The 15,145-nt window shown below is 71.2% G+C and carries 15 protein-coding genes; 8 read left to right on the forward strand and 7 right to left on the reverse strand.

The window, feature by feature from the left end; genetic code table 11:
- Positions 1-70 precede the first annotated feature (70 nt).
- The 5 genes from ACIG5F_RS21560 (at position 71) to ACIG5F_RS21580 (ending at position 3,957) form a co-directional block, all read left to right on the forward strand.
- Positions 71-1,081: a glycosyltransferase gene (locus ACIG5F_RS21560; RefSeq protein ID WP_396520009.1), complete on the forward strand. Its 1,011-nt coding sequence runs from the start codon at positions 71-73 to the stop codon at positions 1,079-1,081.
- Between the two features lie 68 nt (positions 1,082-1,149).
- Entirely contained in the window at positions 1,150-2,016 is an 867-nt protein-coding gene (locus tag ACIG5F_RS21565; protein WP_396520011.1) for an NAD(P)-dependent oxidoreductase, read from the forward strand.
- Complete coding sequence (locus ACIG5F_RS21570) at positions 2,013-2,516, forward strand: DUF664 domain-containing protein (RefSeq protein ID WP_396520013.1); 504 nt, start codon at positions 2,013-2,015, stop codon at positions 2,514-2,516. Before ACIG5F_RS21565 ends, ACIG5F_RS21570 begins: the two co-directional genes overlap by 4 nt.
- A gap of 84 nt (positions 2,517-2,600) precedes the next feature.
- Complete coding sequence (locus ACIG5F_RS21575; protein WP_396520015.1) at positions 2,601-3,140, forward strand: dihydrofolate reductase family protein; 540 nt, start codon at positions 2,601-2,603, stop codon at positions 3,138-3,140.
- Positions 3,141-3,168: 28 nt separating this feature from the next.
- On the forward strand, positions 3,169-3,957 hold the full coding sequence (locus ACIG5F_RS21580; RefSeq protein WP_396520017.1) for a DUF1206 domain-containing protein: 789 nt from the start codon (positions 3,169-3,171) through the stop codon (positions 3,955-3,957).
- Positions 3,958-3,960: 3 nt separating this feature from the next.
- On the opposite strand, the gene ACIG5F_RS21585 is transcribed toward ACIG5F_RS21580, so the two are convergent.
- Together ACIG5F_RS21585 and ACIG5F_RS21590 are read right to left on the reverse strand one after the other, a co-directional pair.
- Positions 3,961-4,170, reverse strand: a complete 210-nt coding sequence (locus tag ACIG5F_RS21585) for a hypothetical protein (RefSeq protein WP_396520019.1) — start codon at positions 4,168-4,170, stop codon at positions 3,961-3,963.
- Positions 4,171-4,822: 652 nt separating this feature from the next.
- Positions 4,823-5,710 (reverse strand): Ku protein, encoded by an 888-nt coding sequence (locus tag ACIG5F_RS21590; protein WP_396520167.1) that lies wholly within the window; start codon positions 5,708-5,710, stop codon positions 4,823-4,825.
- Between the two features lie 116 nt (positions 5,711-5,826).
- Between ACIG5F_RS21590 and ACIG5F_RS21595 the strand changes: the two genes are divergently transcribed.
- Positions 5,827-7,200, forward strand: coding sequence for an NADP-dependent succinic semialdehyde dehydrogenase (locus ACIG5F_RS21595; RefSeq protein WP_396520021.1), 1,374 nt, complete (start codon positions 5,827-5,829; stop codon positions 7,198-7,200).
- A 66-nt stretch (positions 7,201-7,266) separates the two neighbouring features.
- Here ACIG5F_RS21595 and ACIG5F_RS21600 read toward each other — a convergent pair whose 3' ends face one another.
- Positions 7,267-9,207, reverse strand: a complete 1,941-nt coding sequence (locus ACIG5F_RS21600) for a Bbp16 family capsid cement protein (RefSeq protein ID WP_396520022.1) — start codon at positions 9,205-9,207, stop codon at positions 7,267-7,269.
- Between the two features lie 144 nt (positions 9,208-9,351).
- Between ACIG5F_RS21600 and ACIG5F_RS21605 the strand changes: the two genes are divergently transcribed.
- Positions 9,352-9,750 carry an NUDIX domain-containing protein gene (locus ACIG5F_RS21605; protein WP_396520023.1) on the forward strand — a complete coding sequence of 133 codons (399 nt, stop codon included), beginning with the start codon at positions 9,352-9,354 and terminating at the stop codon, positions 9,748-9,750.
- A 52-nt stretch (positions 9,751-9,802) separates the two neighbouring features.
- On the opposite strand, the gene ACIG5F_RS21610 is transcribed toward ACIG5F_RS21605, so the two are convergent.
- Positions 9,803-10,603, reverse strand: coding sequence for a family 1 encapsulin nanocompartment shell protein (locus tag ACIG5F_RS21610; protein WP_396520024.1), 801 nt, complete (start codon positions 10,601-10,603; stop codon positions 9,803-9,805).
- On the reverse strand, positions 10,600-11,601 hold the full coding sequence (locus tag ACIG5F_RS21615) for a Dyp-type peroxidase (protein ID WP_396520026.1): 1,002 nt from the start codon (positions 11,599-11,601) through the stop codon (positions 10,600-10,602). The genes ACIG5F_RS21610 and ACIG5F_RS21615 overlap by 4 nt, the downstream gene beginning before the upstream one ends.
- 261 nt (positions 11,602-11,862) lie before the next feature.
- Here ACIG5F_RS21615 and ACIG5F_RS21620 point away from each other — a divergent pair, with 261 nt between their 5' ends.
- Positions 11,863-12,903, forward strand: coding sequence for a polyprenyl synthetase family protein (locus ACIG5F_RS21620; RefSeq protein WP_396520028.1), 1,041 nt, complete (start codon positions 11,863-11,865; stop codon positions 12,901-12,903).
- 62 nt (positions 12,904-12,965) lie between these two features.
- Here ACIG5F_RS21620 and ACIG5F_RS21625 read toward each other — a convergent pair whose 3' ends face one another.
- Both ACIG5F_RS21625 and ACIG5F_RS21630 read right to left on the reverse strand, forming a co-directional pair.
- Positions 12,966-13,910 (reverse strand): hypothetical protein, encoded by a 945-nt coding sequence (locus ACIG5F_RS21625; RefSeq protein ID WP_396520030.1) that lies wholly within the window; start codon positions 13,908-13,910, stop codon positions 12,966-12,968.
- Entirely contained in the window at positions 13,907-15,139 is a 1,233-nt protein-coding gene (locus tag ACIG5F_RS21630; RefSeq protein WP_396520032.1) for an MFS transporter, read from the reverse strand. The genes ACIG5F_RS21625 and ACIG5F_RS21630 overlap by 4 nt, the downstream gene beginning before the upstream one ends.
- Positions 15,140-15,145 lie beyond the last annotated feature (6 nt).

Genomic DNA, 15,145 nt, shown 5'->3' on the forward strand with positions numbered 1-15,145 from the left:
AACCCGTTCACACCCGTCCCGAAAGGACGAGTCAGGTTTTGGGCGGGACCGTAACGGAAAGCCTGGTCAGGTGAGAGTGGCTATGGTCGGCCAGCCGTCACCGCCGCTCGCCGCGTTGACGGGTGCACTGGCCGCATTGGGGCATGAGGTCGTCGTGCACGGTCACGACGAGGTCGACGCCGACCTCGTCGACCGGCTCCGGGAGGCCTGGCGGGATGACCCGCCCGAAGTCGTGCACGCGCACTCGTGGCTGTCGGGCATGGCGACGGCGCTGGCTGTCGGCGAGCAGCCGATCGCCACGGTGCTGTCCGTGCCGACGACCGCGAACGTCGATCCCGATGTGCAGCGGCTGGAACGGCTGGTGTGGCGGCGGATCGACCGGGTGCTGGCGGCCAGCGGCGGCCAGGTCCGGCGGATCACCGCGCTGGGGGTGCCGCGCAGCCAGATCACCGTCGTGCCGCATGGCGTGGACCACCAGCTGTTCACGCCGGAGGGCCCTCGCGCGAGCAAAGGGGCCCGGTATCGGCTGCTGGGCGTCGGCGATCTTGTCACGCACCACCGGTTCGACCTGCCGATCAGCGTGCTGGCCGCGCTCGGGGACACCGAGCTCGTCATCGCCGGCGGGCCCGTCGACGACAATCCCGAGGCCGACCGGCTGATCCGCTGCGCCCGCCACTACGGCGTGGCCGATCGGCTGCACCTGCTCGGGCCGGTCGACGACATGCCGGCCCTGTACCGCTCCGCCGACATCGTCGTGTGCACGCCGGCCCGCAGCACCTTCGGCACCGTCGCGCTGGAGGCCATGGCCTGCGGCGTGCCGGTGGTCGCCGCCGCGGTCGGCGGGCTGTCCGACACCGTCGTCAGCGAGGTGACCGGGCTGCTCGTGCCGCCGCTGCGGCCGGCCGAGCTGGCCCGTGCGGTTCGTCACCTGTTGGCCGATTCCGCACTGCGTGAGGCTTTCGGCGCGGCAGGGCGGGATCGGGCCTGTGCCCGGTATTCCTGGGAACGGGTGGCCGCCGACACCTGCCGGGCCTACGCTCGCGCCGCGTACGGCGCCGCCCCGGCCCTGCAACGGTCTTGAGTGATCTTGCCGGTGACGCTGACGCTGCGGTAGAGCTGTACCGCTCACCTGGAGAAGGAGTCGTGGTCGTGACGAAGGCAGTGACCCTGCTCGGCACCGGGCTGATGGGGGCCGGCATGGCCCGCAGCCTGCTGCGGGCCGGCTTGGCCGTGACGGTGTGGAACCGCAGCGCGGACAAGGCCCGGCCGCTGGCCGACGACGGCGCGACCGTCGCCGCCGATCCGGTGGCCGCCGTGGCCGGCGCCGACGTCGTCGTGACGATGCTGTTCGACGCCGAATCGGTCGAGGCGGTGATGTCCGAGGCGATCGGATCCCTCAAGCCCGGGGCGGTGTGGGTGCAGTGCGCCACCGTCGGCCTTGACGGCGTGGAAGCGCTTGCCTCGTTGGCGGCCAAGCACAATGTGCCGTTCGTGGACGCGCCCGTGCTCGGCACCCGGCAGCCGGCCGAGGAGGGCAAGCTGATCGTGCTCGTCGGCGGGGACCCGGCGCTGCGGCCGGCCATCGACCCCGTCCTCGACGCCATCGGCGCCCGCACGCTGTGGGTGGGGCCGCGCATCGGCGACGGGCACCGGCTCAAGCTGGCCGCCAACTCGTGGGTGCTGTCGCTGACCGCCGGCACCGCGCAGGCCCTGGCCCTGACCCGCAACCAGGGGCTCGATCCGCAGCTGTTCCTCGACCTGATCTCCGGCGGCGGGCTGGACAACCCGTACGCGCAGCTCAAGGGCCGGGCCATGATCGCCGGCGAGTTCCCGGCCTCGTTCAGCCTCGACGGCGCGGTCAAGGACGCCGGGCTCATCGCCGCTGCCCTGCGCGCCGCCGGCGCCGACGACCGGCTCATGACCGCCCTGCGCCAGCAGTACGGCGCCGCCGCCGAGGCCGGGCACGGCTCCAGCGACATGGCCGCCGTCTACACGGCTCATGGGGAGGCGCAGTGAACGTCGCCGAGCTGCTCACCGACGGCTTCGGCCGGGTGCACGGCGTCGTGCACGAGACCATCGACGGCCTCACCGTCGAACAGCTGGCCTGGCGGGCCGCCCCCGAGGCCAACTCCATCGGCTGGCTCGTCTGGCACCTCACCCGCGTGCAGGACGACCACGTGTCCGAGGTCGCCGGCGTCCCCCAGACGTGGACCGAGGACGGCTGGGCCGGCCGCTTCGCCCTGCCCTTCAGCGACGACGCCATCGGCTACGGCCAGAACTCCGACGAGGTCGCCCAGGTCCGCCCCGACGGCGACCTGCTCGCCGGCTACTTCGACGCCGTCTACGCCCGCACCATCGCCTACCTCGCCACCCTCACCGACCCCGACCTGGACCGCGTCGTCGACCGCCGCTGGGATCCGCCGGTCACGCTGGGCGTCCGCCTGGTCAGCGTCCTCGACGACGACATCCAGCACGCCGGCCAGGCCGCCTTCGTCCGAGGCATCCTGCCGGGGTGACCGGGGTCACATCCTTGGTGTGTCGATCGGCCCGCGGGCCGATCGACACGTAGGCAGGGACAGGCCGAACGAGGAGGAACCGAGATGGCCCGCAGGATCGTGGCGACCGAGTACGTCAGCCTGGACGGCTTCATGGACGAGCCGGGCCACTGGTCTATGCCGTACTTCTCGGACGAGGCCGGGGCGTTCAAGTGGCGGGAGCTCCAGGAGTCGGAGGCGATGCTGCTGGGCCGGCGCACGTACGAGGGCTTCGCCGCGGCGTGGCCGACCATGACCGACACCGGCGAGTTCGGCGAGCGCATGAACTCCATGCCCAAGCACGTGCTGTCGCGGACCCTGACCTCGCTGACCTGGAACGCCGCGCTGGTCGACGGCGTGGACGGCATCCGCAAGCTGGTCGACGGCGAGGGTGGCGATCTGTTGCTGGCCGGCAGCGGCGAGGTGTTCAACCTGCTGGCTCAGCACGACCTGATCGACGAGTACCGGTTCATGCTCTTCCCCGTCATCCTCGGCGACGGGCAGCTCCCGCTGTTCCGCTCCGTGCCGCGGCGGCCGCTCAAGCTCGTCGACACCCTCATGCTGCCCGAAGGTGTTGTCGTGCACAGCTATCAGCGCGCCGAATAAGCCGACGCCGCCGCGGGAATCCCGGGGCATGACCAGAGCGGCGGCGGAAGCCGAGACGAGCCGGCCGGTGCAGATCATCGGCCGGCTCGGCATGAGTGGGTACGGAGTGGTGCACCTGATGGTCGCCTGGCTCGCGGCGCAGGCCGCGTTCGGCGGCGGGGGAGAGGCCGACCAGAAGGGCGCGGTGTCCGCCATCGCGGCGCAGCCGTTCGGGGCCGTGCTGCTGTGGATCCTGGCCGTGCTGCTGGCCGGGTTCGGCGTGTGGCAACTGCTGGCCGCCTTCGTCGGCTACCGCTGGATGTCGGACGAGAAGCAGCGGTTACGCCGCCGCCTCGGCGTGGCCGGCCGCGGCGTCGTGGTGCTGGGGCTCGCGGCGTACGCCATCGGGCTCGTGGTCGGCGGCGGCGGCAGCTCCGGTGACCAGCAGGAGCAGGACGCCACCGCAACCCTGCTCGGGCTGCCGGCCGGGCCGGCCCTGGTGCTCGCCGTGGCCGCCGTCATCCTCGTCGCCGCCGGCGTCCTGGCCTATCGCGGGGTATCCCGGAAGTTCCTGGAGGACCTCGTGTCGGCCGGCCCCGTCGTCCAGTTCCTCGGCGTCGTCGGCTACGTCGCCAAAGGCGTCGCCTACGGCGTGATCGGCGTGCTCACCGCCATCGCCGCCGTCACCGCCGACCCGCAGCGCACCGGCGGGCTCGACACCGCACTGCACACCCTCGCCGGCCAGCCCTTCGGCGTCGTGCTGCTCACCGCCGTCGCCGCCGGCTTCGCCGCCTTCGGCCTCTACTGCTTCGGCGACGCCCGCTACCGCCGGATGTGACCCCTAGGCCACGTTGTCGTGCACGACCTGCTCGTCCAGCACCGACACGCAGTCGCAGCCGCCGTCCACCGCGCTGCAGTCCACGATCGCCAGATGGCGGACCTCGTCCAGGTCCTCGCACATCGGCTCGGTGCACTCGGTGAACTCGGTGGTGTGCACGATCAGCGTGCCGTGGCAGTGGTCCAGACCCCGAGTGCAGTTGCCGCACTCCATCGTTACATCCTCCGTGCGATTGACTCCCGGTGACTCTTGCTACCACCGCGAGGCCGGAGAGTCTCGCACAACCGCCCGGCGTGTCGCGCCAGGGGGAGGCCGGCGGGCGTCGGACGGCTGGGTGTATGGAGGCCGGCCGAAGTGAGCAGCCCCCGAATCAATCCAACCAGCCGAACCTGGCAGCGCCAGGCTGTGCGGCCGGTGGACGCTGGTCGGTTGGGCCATTGGTGATCCCGGCCGTATCGGCATGCCCGGCCCCCGGCCCCCGGCCCCCGGCCGAGCTCGCCCGGGACTGCGCTCTCCCAGGACCGAGCCCGCCCGGGGCTGCGCTTGCCGGGGGCTGCCCTCGCCCGCGACGGAGCCCGCCCGCGACGGAGCCCGCCCGGGACCGAGCCCGCGCAGGACTGCACTCGGCCGGGCTGCGCTCGCCCGGGCTGCGCTCGCCCGGGGATTGCGCTCGCCCGGGACTGCCAGGTTCGCGGACTAGCCTCGATTCGGGGGCAGCTCAGCGCCGATGATCTTCCTCGGCCCGCTCGGCCCGCTCGGCCCGCTCGGCCCGCTCGGCCCGCCTCGACATGCTCGACCTGCTCGACCTGCTTGGCCTGCCTCGACCTGCTCGATCCGCTCGATCCGTTCGACCCGCTCGGCGCGGTCAGGCGCTGCGGGGTGAGCGGCGCTTCGCGGGTGCCTTCTTCTCCGCCGGCTTCTTCTCCTCCGCGGCCGCCGGCTTGCGGGTGCTTCTGGCCTTGGGGGCGGCGGTCTTGGGCTTGCCGGCCGCCTTGACGCTGGCCTGGAGGGCGCTGATCAGGTCCACGACCTCGGCGGTGGGCTCGGCGCCGGGCGGGGTGGCGACCTCGTCGCCCTCGATCTTGGCGTCGATCAGGTTCTCCAGGGCCTGGCGGTAGCTGTCCTGGTAGCGGTCGGGCTCGAACACCGGCTCGGACAGGGAGTCGATGAGCTGGCCGGCCATGGTGAGCTCCTGCTCCCGCACCTGGGGCGCATCCTGTTGCAGGAAGGCGAAGTCCGGGGTGCGGACCTCGTCCGGCCACAGCATGGTGGACATGGTGAGCACGTCCGCGTGCACCCGCAGCACCGCCAGCACCTCCCGTTGCCGCAGCGCCACCTTGGCGATGGCCACGTGCCCGGACTTGTGCAGGGCGTCGCGGAGCAGCACGTAGGGCTTGACGGCGGACTTCTGCGGCTCCAGGTAGTAGGCCTTGTCGAAGAGGAGGGGGTCGATCGCGGCCAGCGGCACGAATTCGAGCACGTCGATGGTCTTCTGGGTGGGCAGCGGCAGGCTGGACAGCTCGGCGTCGGTGAGCACCACCATGCGCCCGTCGTCGAGCTCGTAGCCCTTGGCGATCTCGGCGTAGGGCACCTCGGCGTCCTCGACCGAGCAGAAGCGCTTGTACTGGATGCGGCCGCCGTCGCTCTCGTGCACCTGCCGCAGCGTGACCCCCTTGTTCTCGGTCGCCGCGTACAGGTTGATCGGGATGGCGACCAGCCCGAAGGCCACCGTGCCCTTCCACATCGCCCGCATGGCGCTCACCCCTTCCGGCCCCTGACCAGGGCCGACGATCTGTTCCATGGTGAGCGAGATCGCCGGGATGCGCCAGGTGTGGCGTTTGACGGCCGGCCGCCCGGGCATCCGCAGGCATGGCCATCGCTACGGTGAACCCCACGACGGGACAGACGCAACGCTCCTTCGAGCCGCACACCGACGCCGAGGTCGAGCGCCGGATCGCGAACGCCCGTGCGGGCTTCGCGGAGCTCGCCGGGACGACGTTCCCCCAGCGGGCCGCCTGGCTGTGGGCCGCCGCCGATGTGCTGGACGCCGAGGCCGCCGACATCGCCCGCACCATGACCACGGAGATGGGCAAGACCCTGGCCGCGGCCAAGGCCGAGGCGGCCAAGTGCGCCGCCGCGATGCGCTTCTACGCCGAGCACGCCGAGGAGTTCCTCCAGGACGTGCCGGCCGACGCCGAGGCCATGGGGGCCACCGACGCGTACGTCAGGTACCAGCCGCTGGGCGTCGTGCTGGCCGTGATGCCGTGGAACTTCCCGCTGTGGCAGGTTGTGCGGTTCGCCGCCCCGGCGCTGATGGCCGGCAACGTCGGCCTGCTCAAGCACGCCTCCAACGTCCCGCAGACGGCGCTCTACCTGGGGGATCTGTTCGCCCGCGCCGGCTTCCCCGCCGGCGCTTTCCAGACCCTGCTGGTGGGCTCCGACCGGGTGGCCCGGATCGTCGCCGACGACCGTGTGCAGGCCGCCACCCTCACCGGCAGCGAGGCCGCCGGCCGTTCCCTGGCCGCCGAGGCCGGCCGCCAGCTCAAGAAGGTCGTCCTGGAGCTGGGCGGCTCCGATCCGTTCATCGTGATGCCCAGCGCCGACCTGGCCCGCGCCGCCGAGGTCGCCGCCACCGCCCGCTGCCAGAACAACGGCCAGAGCTGCATCGCCGCCAAGCGCTTCATCGTGCACACCGAGGTCTTCGACGAGTTCGCCGACCATTTCGTGAAGGCCATGTCCCAGCTCACCGTCGGCGATCCGCTGCGCGATTCCACCGACGTCGGCCCTCTCGCCACCGAGCAGGGCCGTCAGGACGTGGTCGCTCTGGTCGACGACGCCGTCGCCCAGGGCGCCCATCTCCTGACCGGCGGCCACGCCCCCGACCGCCCCGGCTGGTGGTATCCGCCCACCGTGATCACCGGCGTCACCGACGCCATGCGCCTCTTCCACGAGGAGGTCTTCGGCCCGGTGGCCGCCCTGTACCGAGTGGACAGTGCCGACGACGCCGTCACCTTGGCCAACGCCACCAGCTTCGGCCTGGGCGCCAGCGCCTGGACCTCCGAGCCCGCCGAACGCGAGCGTCTGGTCCGCGACCTCGACGCCGGCATGGTCTTCGTCAACGGCATGGTCGCCTCCCACCCCCATCTTCCCTTCGGCGGCGTCAAGAACTCCGGCCACGGCCGCGAGCTCTCCGCCGTAGGCATCAAGGAGTTCTGCAACGCCAAGTCCGTCTGGCTCGCCTAGCGAAACCCCGGCCTGCCGTCCACCAGCCCCACCGACAACGGCTGGTGGACGGCTGACCGCGGACTTCTAGGCGTACACCTGGAACTCCGACACCTGCCCCGCCGGCCACCCCGTGTTCGCGGTGAACGTCAACCGCAGATACCGCCGACTTCCCGCCGGCACCGGAATGGTCACGGTGTTGCCCGTGGCCGGATCGAACCGATAACCGGCGGAACCGACCACAGTGGAGAACGTGCTCCCGTCGACCGATCCGGACACGTTCAAGGTCTGCGTGCGAGCACCCCAAGCGGTCAGCGGCGGCAAGGTGAGCACGATCCGGCTCACCGGGGTCGAGGCGCCGAGGTCGACCTGGAGCCACTGGGGGAAGGCGTTGTTGGCGCTCTCCCAGTACGTGCCGCTGTTGCCGTCGACGGCGTTGCCGGAGCCGTAGGACTGGGTGTGGCTGGATTCCGCAGTGGCACGCCCCAACGCCAGGTTGGTGTTCCCGCCGGCGTCGGTGGTGACGGAGGCGGCGGTCGACGCCGGGGAGGTGTTGCCGGCGGCGTCCTGAGCGGTGACGGTGAAGCTGTAGGTGGTGGACGGTGTGAGACCGTTGGCAGTGAACGAAGTCCCGGCCGAAGTCCCCACCTGGCTCCCGTTGGCGAACACCCGATAGCCGGTGACGCCGACGTTGTCGGTGGCGGCGGTCCAGGCCAGGCTGACGGAAGTGGCGGTGTGGGCGGTGGCGTGGAGTCCGCTGGGGACGGACGGCGCCTGGGTGTCGCCGCCGCCGACCACCGGCGGGGTCGGACGTGTTGCCGTCAAAGCGATCTGGCCCTTGAGCATGCGGCCGCCGTCGGCGGTCAGGCGCAGGTAGTAGTCCGACGAGCACGGCGTGCCGTCCTCGTCCAGCGCGAGCATGCCGGAGTTGGCGGGCGTCGTCGCCGAGGACTCCGCGGACTTGGCGATGTGGTTGCCCTCGGTGAACTCGTCGAACATGGAGATGTAGATGCCTTGTGCCCCAACGCGAACCATGTTGTAGAACTGCCGCCACATGAAGTCGCCGTGGGCCCGTTGCCGGCCGGAGACGTCGCCGGGCAGCACGCAGGGCTGGTAGTCGATGCCGTTGGCGTTGCAGTCGGCCTGGTCGCCGACGTTGATGGTGGTGTAGATGTTGTCGGACTCGGCGGCGGTGCCGATGGCGCCGACCATCCACGGGGAGATCATGTTGAAGGCGTGGTAGGTGTCGATGAAGCCGGTGCGGGTGCCGGCCCCGCCGACGCGCCATTCCCTGGGCACGCCGCCCATGACGTAGCAGCCCTGGCCCTTGAACCAGTTGATCACGTCGAGGCAGGTGCCGGCGTCCCAGGGGTGGTTGCCGTCGCTGAAGCCGAAGCCCCAGATGCCGACCACCGGCTTGCCGTTCTGGCGCGCGTACATCGGCGAGGCGGTGTAGGCCGACATCTTGCTGGTCCAGTCGGCTTTCATCTCCGACTGCATGGACGTCCAGCCGGTGGCGTCGTACATGATGTAGAACTTCACGCCGTGGGCCTCGGCCGAGGTGCGGACCTTGGCGGTGACGGCGTCGCGGGTCGGGCCCTCGCTGCCGTTGGGGTTGAAGCGTTGCAGGGCCGCCGTGTCGCAGCCGTGCTGGCTCATCCACAGGAAATGGGTGTCCACGGTCTGCGAGTCGTATTCGGAGAACAGGGTGGCCGGCTGGCCGTTGCCGAGGTTCGGGTAGGCCGTCGGGTAGCCTTTGGTGAACTCGCGCATGTCCGGCCAGGCCTTGATGTTGTTGTTGTTCGTGGTCGACGGCGGCTGGCTGGCGTCCTGGCTCCAGTGCCACCAGGTGTTGATCGGGGCGCCGTCGCCGATGCAGGCGTACCAGCCCTGGTAGCCGACGGTGATCTTGCCGACGACGTCGCCGACCGGGCTGGCGGCACTGGCCTGGCTGGTGCTGATGGGCAGGGCGGCCAGTGCGGTGACCGCGGCGGTGGAGCCTAGGAACGTCCGGCGGGAGATGGTCACGGGTGGTCCTCTCGTCCGTCATTGCACGAGATGGGCAGGGACCTCGAACTGTAGGCAGGACGACAGGCGAGAGCAATATCTCCATAGGAATACGCAAGCTTGCAACGATCAAGCGAAACTTCGGCACCAGGTAGCCTGCCGGCTGTGATCAGGACCGTGGCGCTGGTGCATGTCCGCGACGAGCGGGTGCTGCTGGTCCGCTCCCACGGCCGCAAGGCCTTCTACCTGCCCGGCGGCAAGTACGAGCCGGGGGAGACGGACCTGGCCGCGCTGACCCGCGAGGTGGCCGAGGAGATCGGCTGCGCCCTGCGGCCGGACACCGTGCGCCGGCACGGCGTCTTCGAGGGCGACGCGCACGACCAGCCGCCCGGGGCCCAGGTGCGGATCACCTGCTACCGGGGCGAGTTCGACGGCGAGCCGGCGGCCTGCTCGGAGATCGAGGAGTGCGGCTACTTCACCTACGCCGAGTACACGGCGATGCCCGAGACGGCCCCGGTCGTCCACGCCATCGTGGACGACCTGCACCGCACCGGCCGCCTCTGAGCGCCCCTCCACCGCCAGGCGCTGGGCGCAGTGAAAGGGTCGTTCCTGGCGTTTAGACCGTCAGAGCGATCCCGGCCTCGCCGGTGTGCACCTGGAACGTCAGCGACTCCTGGAAGTACAGCTCGATGGTGGAGGCGTCGTGCGAGGAGTACCCGATGGACAGGTCCTGCCCGAGGTGCAGCTCGTAGTCGCCGCCCCGCACGGACAGCAGGAACGCGCCGTCGATGGCCGGGGCCCAGATGATGTCGCCGCCGTGGATCACCCGCGACAGGTGCTCCCGGATCGGGTAGCCGTGGTCGGTGGTCTCCTCGACGGCGGTGTAGGCGTCGGCCGACAGCAGCAGGCTGTACGGCCCGTCGACGCCGGCCAGCCGCAGCGCGCTCAACGCCTGCGCGACGACGTTGGGGTACTCGCGGACGTCGGCCGGCAGGGTCAGCGCCTCGTTGGTGGTGGCGGCCCGGACACCGGCGATGCCCGCCCCGGACAGGCCCTCGAAGATGGCCCGGTCCTCGACGAAGGCGATCCGCTTGGCCGCCTCCTTCACCGGATCCCAGTCGGCGTCCTTGGCCCCGCGCTCGACGTCGTCCACGGCGGCCCGGCTGACCGTGAACGGCACCCGGATCTCCACGATGGGCTGCACCTCGCGCCGCCGCAGCCGCACGCCCTCGGCCGCCGGCGCCAGCTCGCTCAGGTGCCCGGTGCCGACGGCGGACAGGGTTTCGCCGGCCGGCCCGGTCAGGTCGACGACGCGGCGGCCGGCGACGTGCCGGGTGAACGTGCGGCGCGCCTCGGCCTCGATGTCGGCCCAGGCCGACTCGGAGACGGGCGCGAGCTCCCGGTGCAGGTTGTTCACGGTGTTCCCTTCAGGCTGCCGACGCGGAGCGAGACGACGACTGGTTCGGCCGGGGCGACTTCCTCGGCCACCGGCGGGTCCTCGAGGAAATCGGCCGTGGGCACGAAGAACAGGCTGCCGGTGACCGCGGTGGAGAAGTCCAGCACGCGGTCGGTGTTGCCCTCGGGCCGGCCGATGAACATGTTGCGCAGCATCAGCTCGATGACGCCGGGATCGGCGGCGTAGCCGATGAAGTAGGTGCCGTACTCGGCGCTGCCGACCCGCCCGAACGGCATGTTGTCGCGCAGGATCTGGAGTTCCTCGCCGCTGGAGTCGGTGACGGTGTTCAGCGCGACGTGGGAGTCGGCCGGTTTCACGTCGTCGGCCAGCTCCAGGTCGGTCAGCTTGGTGCGGCCGATCACCCGCTCCTGCTCCTCGGTGGACAGTCCGTTCCAGGAGGTCATGTCGTGCAGGTATTTCTGCACGATCACGTAGCTCCCGCCGGCGAAGTCCGGGTCCTCGTCACTGATCGTCACCGCCGCGGCGGCCGCGGGACCGGTGGGGTTCTCGGTGCCGTCGACGAAGCCGAGCAGGTCGCGGCGGTCCCAGTACTTGAAGCCGTGCACCTCGTCGACCACGGTGATCGCCCCGGCGAGCCGGGTGGTCAGGTGCTCGGCCAGCTCGAAGCACAGGTCCATGCGCATGGCCCGGAGGTGGAACAGCAGGTCGCCGGGCGTGGACGGCGCGGTGTGCCGGTCGCCGGCGAGCTCGACGAACGGGTGCAGGCCGGCGGGGCGGCCGATGCCGGGGTAGAGCCGGTCCCACGCGTCCGAGCCGATGCCGACCACGCAGGTCAGGCCGCCGTCGGCGATCCGGAATCCCACCGACCGGGTGAGGCCGGCGATGTCGGAGAGCAGGTCGCGGACCGCCTCCTCGCCGCCGTCGGCGACCGTGGCCACCAGGAAGATGGCCGCCTCGGTCAGCGGGGTCAGCACCGCCTGCGGCTGCGCACTCGCCATGCCGGCGATCTTAAGCACACCCCCGCACCCCGGCGAGTCGCGCTCTCCCCCAGACCGAACGCAGGTCTCAGGCGTGTGCGCGAAGACTACGTTCGGTGTGCGGCTGGGCGCGGCTCGCGGGAACTATGCGTTTGCCCAGTCTGGATGGCGTATGCGGGGTCGGGGGTGGGCCAGCATGGGGCACGCACGAGCACTGGGGTGGCTTGAGCAGGTCAGGACGCGATGCCGGTGCGACCAGTCCCGCACGTCGTGGAGGCAAGGGTGAACCAGGTCAGCACGCTCGACCGTTTCCGCACCGACCTCGACCGCGTCCGCCGCCGGGCCGACCGGCAGCTGGCCGAGCTGTTCGATCGGGCCATCGCCGAGGAGACGGGCCCCGGCCGGCACGGCCTGGCCGAGTTGCGGGGCATGGCGCTGTCCGGGGGCAAACGCATCCGGCCGGCCTTCGTGCACTGGGCCTTCGTGGCCGGCGGGGGAGATCCCGAGGACAACCGGGCCATCGACGCCGGCTCGGTGCTGGAGCTGCTCCACACCTTCGCCCTGGTGCACGACGACGTGATGGACGAGTCCCCGACCCGCCGCGGCCTGCCGACGCTGCAAGTGACCTTCGCCGAGCGGCACCGGGCGCTTGGCCTGCGCGGCTGCCCCGACCGCTACGGCGAGAACATGGCGATCCTGTTGGGGGACTTCGCCTTTCTGCTGTGCACGGAGCTGGCCACCACGCTGCCCAGGCCGGCGCTGCGCACCTTCTACCGGTCGGCCACGCGGTTGATGCACGGCCAGTACCTGGACCTGGAGACGACCGCCACCGGCGAGTTCGACAGCGAGACCGCGGCCCGCACCGCGCGGCTGAAGACCGGCAGCTACACCGTGGAGGGCCCGCTGCTGATCGGCGCGGCGCTGGCCCCGCACGGCCGGGAGATCCAGGCGGCGCTGGAGGTGTACGGCCGGGCCGTGGGCCAGGTTTTCCAGCTGCGCGACGACCTGCTGGACGTGTTCGGCGAGGAAGCCGAGACCGGGAAACCGGTCGGCGGCGACATCGTGCACCACAAGGCGACGCGGCTGCTGGACATCGCCCGCTCCCGCGCGACCGGCCGGGACCGCGCACTGCTGGCCCAGCCGGTGGATCTGGCTGCGATGCGGTCGCTGCTGATCCGCACCGGGGCCGTGGACGAGCTGGAGTGCGCCATCGATTCCCTGGTGTCCCAGGCGGTCGAGGCCCTGTACGAGGCCCCGATGGTCTCCGCCGGCCGGGAATCGCTGATCGACGCCGCCCATTTCGCGGCCCGCCGTAGGGCTTGAGTCCTCGACTGGCGCGCCGATGCCGGTGGCCCTCGGTTGGCGGACCGAGGACCACCGGTATCTCACCCCGTCACGGCGGGCGAGGACGCGTCCTCGGCCAGCCGTCGGGGCGTTCCGGAGCCGTCGGCCGGGACCGCCCACACCGCGTTGTCCAGTCCATAGAGGACGCTGTGGTCGTCCGACCAGAGGGCTTGGTCGTCGACGCTTCGGGTCTCGGCCAGCTCGGTCTCGCGCAGCGTGGCCAGGTCGAGGACCGACAGCCGCCACACGCCGTTGCCGATCTTCTTCTTGAACGCCACCCGGGTGCCGTCCGGGGACAGCGACGGGCATTCGACGTTCTCCCGCAACGCTTTCCCGCTGTAGTGGGAGTAGTCGCCCTCGATCAGGTACGTCTGGCCGCCGCTGCCGAGGGTGACGTAGAAGCGGTTGCCGTCGGGGGCGAAGGTGAGCCCCCAGTAGTTGACGTCCGAGGCGGTGTACCGGCTGCCGTCGACGGACACGGCCAGTTCCTCGACGGTCTTGACCAGGGCGCCGGTCGTCACCTCGTAGATCCCGGCCCTCGTGGAGAAACCCGTTGCCGCATAGGAGTCTCCGGTGACGAACAGCGTCCAGTAGACGAGTTTGCCGTCGGGGGAGACCCGGGCCCGGCTGGGCGTGCCGGGCAGGGTCTCGGTGTGGCGGACGTTGAGGTGGTCGTCGAGGACGATCACGTCGGTCAGCACCGGGAGCGTGCCCGGACGAACGGCCAGGCACAGCGCGGTCCGCGCCGCCACCGCGAACCGATCGCACTTCAGGCCGCTGACCCGAGGTTTCGCCCCGGGATCGGCCAACGGGACGGCGGCGATGCGGCCGGTGGACACGTTGCGGTACAACAGTTGTCCCGGGTCCAGGGTGAGCTGGGCGGCCGGTAGCGCGGCGGCGGTGTCGGGCCGGGCGCTGATCGTGTACGTGACGGCCGCGGCGATCAGGAGCACGGTGCCGGCGACGGCCAGGATGATTTTCTTCACGGGCGCACCGGCCTCACAACCGCGGCGGCGAGGGCGACCGCGGCCAGGCAGCCCGCGGCGACCAACACCGCGGGCTTCAGGTCCCAGAGCGTCCACGCCAGTCCGAAAAGGACAGAGGAGAGCATGCGAGCCACGGCCTGTCCAGTTTGGACCACAGCCAGGCCGGTAGCCCGCAGGCCGCGTGGCACCAACGGCCCGGCGGCAGCCATGAGCACGCCGTCGGTAGCCGCGTAGAAGACCCCGTGCAGGCCAAGGGCAAGCACCGCAAGCCAAAAACCGGCCTGAGGCCCGCACAACAGCACCAGCGCCGCGCACAGGGCGGCGTGGCCGCCGAGGAACACCGGCCACCGGCCGATCCGGTCGGCCAGCCGGCCGAGCGGCACGGCCAGCAGCAGGTAGATCCCGGCGGTTCCGAGTGGCAGCAGAGGAAAATACGTCGCCGCCACATCCCACTGGCGTTGCAGGACAAGGTAGACGAACGAGTCGCCGACCGTCACCAGACCCAGCAGCGCTGCCCATAGCGTGATCCGCCGGAAGTCTTTGGCCCGTAACAGGTCGGCCGCCGCCCGCAGCGACACCGCCGCCCGGTCCACCGCGCCCGGACGGTCGCGGACGAACAACGCCAGCAGCAGCACCGCGATCGCCGCGACGCAGAAGCTGGTGAAGAACACCGAGCGGTAGTCGCCGAAACTCAGCGCCAGCACGGCCATCGCGACCAGCGGCCCGAGGAACGCGCCGACGGTGTCCAGGGCCCGGTGCACCCCGAACGACCGCCCGAGCGTCCCCGGCTCGCTGCTCAGCGAGATCAGCGCATCCCTTGGCGCGGTGCGGATTCCCTTGCCGGTGCGGTCGGCGGCCAGCACGACGCCGATCGCCGCCACCGACGATCCGGCGGCGATCAACCCCAGTTTGCACACCGCGGACAAGCCGTACCCGAATCCGGCGACCGCCTTGAGCCGATGCCACCGGTCGGCCAGATGCCCGCCGAGCACCCGCACGACCGCGGTCGCGCCGGCGTAGAGCCCGTCCAGCAAACCGAACTGCAACGGGTTCAAACCCAGGCCCAGCACCAGGTAGAGCGGAAGCACGGCGGTGACCATCTCCGACGACACGTCGGTGACCAGGCTGACCAGGCCGAGCGCCACCACGTTGGCGGCCACCCGGCGCAGCGCCGGCTTCCCGTCCGTGCCGGCCGCCAGGTCCGAGGCACGGCTTGTCGCGATGTACATGCCGGC

This window comes from Kutzneria sp. NPDC052558 (assembly GCF_044547355.1).
GTDB lineage: Bacteria > Actinomycetota > Actinomycetes > Mycobacteriales > Pseudonocardiaceae > Kutzneria.

What these genes read in the sequence shown, in the direction of transcription:
- ACIG5F_RS21585 (WP_396520019.1), bottom strand. Translation starts at nt 4,170, where the DNA reads ATGGAGTGCGGCAACTGCACTCGGGGTCTGGACCACTGCCACGGCACG.
- ACIG5F_RS21630 (WP_396520032.1), bottom strand. Translation starts at nt 15,139, where the DNA reads ATGTACATCGCGACAAGCCGTGCCTCGGACCTGGCGGCCGGCACGGAC.
- ACIG5F_RS21575 (WP_396520015.1), top strand. Translation starts at nt 2,601, where the DNA reads ATGGCCCGCAGGATCGTGGCGACCGAGTACGTCAGCCTGGACGGCTTC.
- ACIG5F_RS21615 (WP_396520026.1), bottom strand. Translation starts at nt 11,601, where the DNA reads ATGGCGAGTGCGCAGCCGCAGGCGGTGCTGACCCCGCTGACCGAGGCG.
- ACIG5F_RS21590 (WP_396520167.1), bottom strand. Translation starts at nt 5,710, where the DNA reads ATGCGGGCGATGTGGAAGGGCACGGTGGCCTTCGGGCTGGTCGCCATC.
- ACIG5F_RS21580 (WP_396520017.1), top strand. Translation starts at nt 3,169, where the DNA reads ATGACCAGAGCGGCGGCGGAAGCCGAGACGAGCCGGCCGGTGCAGATC.
- ACIG5F_RS21595 (WP_396520021.1), top strand. Translation starts at nt 5,827, where the DNA reads ATGGCCATCGCTACGGTGAACCCCACGACGGGACAGACGCAACGCTCC.